Source organism: Ramlibacter sp. WS9 (genome assembly GCF_003797765.1).
Classification (GTDB): domain Bacteria; phylum Pseudomonadota; class Gammaproteobacteria; order Burkholderiales; family Burkholderiaceae_C; genus Ramlibacter.
The window spans coordinates 1-3,967 of sequence record NZ_RKMB01000071.1; the positions used below are offsets into that span (position 1 = coordinate 1).

General features: G+C 65.9%; 4 protein-coding genes. 3 read left to right on the plus strand and 1 reads right to left on the minus strand.

Features of this window, described 5'->3' with window-relative positions:
* From EEB15_RS32865 to EEB15_RS32875, 3 genes are all read left to right on the plus strand, one after another.
* Positions 1–341, plus strand: a 341-nt coding sequence (locus EEB15_RS32865; protein ID WP_199236578.1) for an electron transfer flavoprotein subunit alpha/FixB family protein, incomplete at its 5' end; no start/stop codon positions are given.
* 122 nt (positions 342–463) lie between these two features.
* Positions 464–2,254: an acyl-CoA dehydrogenase gene (locus tag EEB15_RS32870; RefSeq protein ID WP_141514205.1), complete on the plus strand. Its 1,791-nt coding sequence runs from the start codon at positions 464–466 to the stop codon at positions 2,252–2,254.
* Between the two features lie 81 nt (positions 2,255–2,335).
* The gene (locus EEB15_RS32875) at positions 2,336–3,319 is read left to right on the plus strand and encodes a nitronate monooxygenase family protein (RefSeq protein ID WP_141514206.1); all 984 of its coding nucleotides are present in this window, start codon (positions 2,336–2,338) and stop codon (positions 3,317–3,319) included.
* 4 nt (positions 3,320–3,323) lie between these two features.
* Here the strand turns inward: EEB15_RS32875 and EEB15_RS32880 are convergent.
* Positions 3,324–3,967: ROK family protein (locus tag EEB15_RS32880; RefSeq protein ID WP_141514207.1), on the minus strand; the 644-nt coding region annotated here is incomplete at its 5' end.

Consider the following 3,967-nt stretch of genomic DNA (forward strand, 5'->3'; position numbering starts at 1 on the left):
TGTCCGGTGGCCGCGCACTCGGCAGCTCGGAGAAGTTCAATGAAGTGATGACGCCCCTGGCCGACAAGCTGGGCGCGGCCATCGGCGCGAGCCGGGCGGCGGTGGATGCGGGCTATGCGCCCAATGACCTGCAAGTAGGCCAGACCGGCAAGATCGTCGCGCCGCAGCTGTACATCGCGGCAGGCATCTCGGGTGCGATCCAGCATTTGGCGGGCATGAAGGATTCGAAGGTGATCGTGGCGATCAACAAGGATCCGGAGGCGCCGATCTTCTCGGTGGCCGACTACGGCCTGGAGGCCGACCTGTTCACCGCGATTCCGGAGCTGATCGCCGCGCTGTGACCTGACTTATTCCCTCTCCCTCTGGGAGAGGGTTAGGGTGAGGGCGCTGCGGCCCATGCCCTCACCCCCGCCCTCTCCCAGAGGGAGAGGGAGCAATGCCCGCAAAGATACGGAGACAAGACATGAGTTATTCGGCCCCCCTCAAAGACATGCTCTTCGACATTCGGCACCTCGCCGGGATCGACGAGATCGCGAAGATGCCCGGCTTCGAGGAAGCCGGTTTCGAAACGGCGCAGGCCGTCTTGGAAGAATGCGCGAAGTTCAATGAGGGCGTGGTCGCGCCGCTGAACGTGGAAGGCGACCGCAATCCCTCGAGCTGGAAAGACGGCAAGGTCACCACCACGCCGGGCTTCAAGGAAGCGTTCAAGCAATACGCCGAAGGCGGCTGGCAGGGCCTGCAGCACCCGCAGGACTACGGCGGCCAGGGCCTGCCCAAGACCATCGGCGCGATGTGCGGCGAGATGCTGAACTCCGCGAACATGAGCTTCGCGCTGTGCCCGCTGCTCACCGACGGCGCGATCGAGGCGCTGCTCACCGCCGGCTCCGACGACCTCAAAGCCACCTACCTGGAAAACCTGGTGAGCGGCAAGTGGACGGGCACGATGAACCTCACCGAGCCGCAGGCCGGCTCGGACCTGGCGCTGGTGCGTACGCGCGCCGAACCGCAGCCGGATGGGACATACAAGGTCTTCGGCACGAAGATCTTCATCACCTACGGCGAGCACGACATGGCGGAGAACATCGTGCACCTGGTGCTGGCCCGCGTGACGGGTGCGCCGGAAGGCGTGAAGGGCATCAGCCTGTTCGTGGTGCCGAAGTTCATGGTGAACAAGGACGGCTCCCTCGGCGCGCGCAACGACGCGCACTGCGTGAGCATCGAACACAAGCTGGGCATCAAGGCCTCGCCGACCGCTGTGCTGCAGTTCGGCGATCACGGTGGGGCTGTGGGCTACCTGGTTGGCCAGGAGAACCGCGGCCTCGAGTACATGTTCATCATGATGAATGCGGCGCGCTACGCGGTGGGCGTGCAAGGCATTGCAATCGCAGAGCGCTCCTACCAGCACGCCGTCGCGTACGCCAAGGACCGCGTGCAGTCACGCCCGGTCGACGGCTCGATCAACGCCAGCGCGGCCATCATCCATCACCCGGACGTCAAGCGCATGCTGATGACGATGCGCGCGTACACCGAAGGCTGCCGCGCGATGGCGGCCGTGGCGGCGGCGGCTTATGACGCGTCGCATCACCATCCCGACGCCGAAGTGCGCAAGCAGAACCAGGCGTTCTATGAATTCATGGTGCCGCTGGTCAAGGGTTACAGCACCGAGATGAGCCTGGAAGTCACGTCGCTCGGCGTGCAGGTGCACGGCGGCATGGGCTTCATCGAGGAAACCGGCGCGGCGCAGTACTACCGCGACGCGAAAATCCTGACGATCTACGAAGGCACGACCGCGATCCAGGCCAACGACCTGGTGGGCCGTAAGACGGCACGCGACGGCGGGCAGACTGCGAAGGCCATCGCAGCGCAGATCGCCAAGACCGAAGCCGAGCTGGCCAAGCGCGACAGTGTTGCCGCACGCGCGATGTTGAAGCGCCTGTCGGCCGCGCGCCAGGCCTTCGTTGACGCTGTCGAGTTCGTCGCCGGCAACACGAAGGCTTCACCCAACGCCGTGTTCGCCGGGTCCGTGCCCTATCTGATGCTCGCCGGCAATGTGATGGCGGGCTGGCAGCTCGCGCGCTCGCTGATGGTGGCCGAAGACCTGGCAGCCAAGGGTGAAGACGCGCAGTTCATGCAAGCCAAGATTGCCACGGCGCGTTTCTACGCCGACCACATCCTGTCGAAGGCGCCCGGTATCCGCGACGCGATCGTCGAGGGCGCGGAGAGCGTGACGGCGCTGCCGCTGGAAGCGTTCTGACCGCCTGCGGCCTGTCTCCGTATTGACAAGCACGGTCGTTCGTTTTCTTCGAAAATCAAGCTTCACTCCCCTGGGAACCTCATGTCCAAGCTGCCCCGCGCCCTGCAGAACCTCGCTCTTCCGGTGATCGGCTCGCCGCTCTTCATCATCAGCAACCCCAAGCTGGTGATCGAGCAGTGCAAGGCCGGCATCATCGGCTCGATGCCCGCGCTCAACGCGCGGCCCGCCGCGCAGCTGGACGAGTGGCTGCACGAGATCACGGAAACGCTGGCGGCCTACAACAGGGCCAACCCCGACAGGCCGGCCGCGCCTTTCGCCATCAACCAGATCGTGCACAAGAGCAATGACCGGCTCGAGCACGACATGGAAATGGCCGTGAAGTACAAGGTGCCGGTGATCATCACGTCGCTGGGCGCGCGCACGGACGTCAACGACGCGATCCACAGCTATGGCGGCGTGGTGCTGCACGACATCATCAACAACTTCTTCGCGAAGAAGGCGATCGAGAAGGGCGCCGACGGCCTCATCGCCGTCGCGGCCGGCGCCGGCGGTCACGCGGGCGTGAAGAGCCCGTTCGCGCTGATCCAGGAGATTCGCCAGTGGTTCGACGGTCCGCTGGCACTCAGTGGTTCCATCTCCACCGGCGGCGCGGTGCTGGCCGCGCAAGCGATGGGCGCGGACTTCGCGTACATCGGCTCCGCCTTCATCGCCACACACGAGGCACGGGCCAGCGACGCCTACAAGCAGGCCATCGTCGACGGCAATTCCGACGATATCGTGTACTCCAGCCTCTTCACCGGCGTGCACGGCAACTACCTGAAGCCTTCCATCATCGCGGCGGGCATGGACCCGGACAACCTGCCTGAAGGCGACGTGAAGACCATGAACTTCGCCGGCGGCGACGGTAGCAAGACCAAAGCCTGGAAGGACATCTGGGGCTGCGGCCAGGGCATCGGCGCGGTGACGGAAGTCGCCAGCACCGCCGCTTATGTGGAGCGCCTCAAGCGCGAATACCGCGAGGCGCAGCAGCGGCTGTTGCCGCAGTCGGAGCTGGAAGCGGCCTGACCTTTCACCCCGCCGACTTGAGGAACAAGTCCCGGTCCGGCGCGAAGTTCGCGTGCAGCGGCAGCAGCGCGCCGCCGATGGCCCGCGCGTCGCTGCCGATCGTGCCGGCCAGCACTTGCGGCCTGGCCACGCCTTCCCAACTGTAGCTGTCCAGCGCCACCTCGACCTGGCGCAGCAGGGCGGCCAGCAACTCACGGTCGAATGACCCGTCGATGATCACGCCCTCCAGGTCGAGCATGCAGGCCGCGCTGTTGATGGCCAAGGCGATTGCCGGACAGGCTGCGCCCAGCCAGGCTTGTGTGACAGGCAGCCACGGGGCGGAGAGGGCGCGTGCGTCGGCCCAGGCATCCCGGTGCAGGCCGGCCTTGGCGTAGCGGGCCTCAAGGTTCCACAGCGAGGCGATGTTGAGCAGTTGTTCAGGCGGCGCCCCGAACTGCCGCGGCAGGCCCATCGGCATCGAGCCCACAGCGCCGGCGTTTCCGGTAACACCCCCGATGAGGTGGCTGTCCAGAACCAGCCCGCCTCCGATGAAGGTGTCCACGAAGATGTACACGAAGCTGCGGATGCTGCGGCCACGCCCGGCCACCAGCTCGGCCACGCAGGCCGCTGCCGTGTCCTTGACGCATTCGACGGGCAACCCTCCCGTCC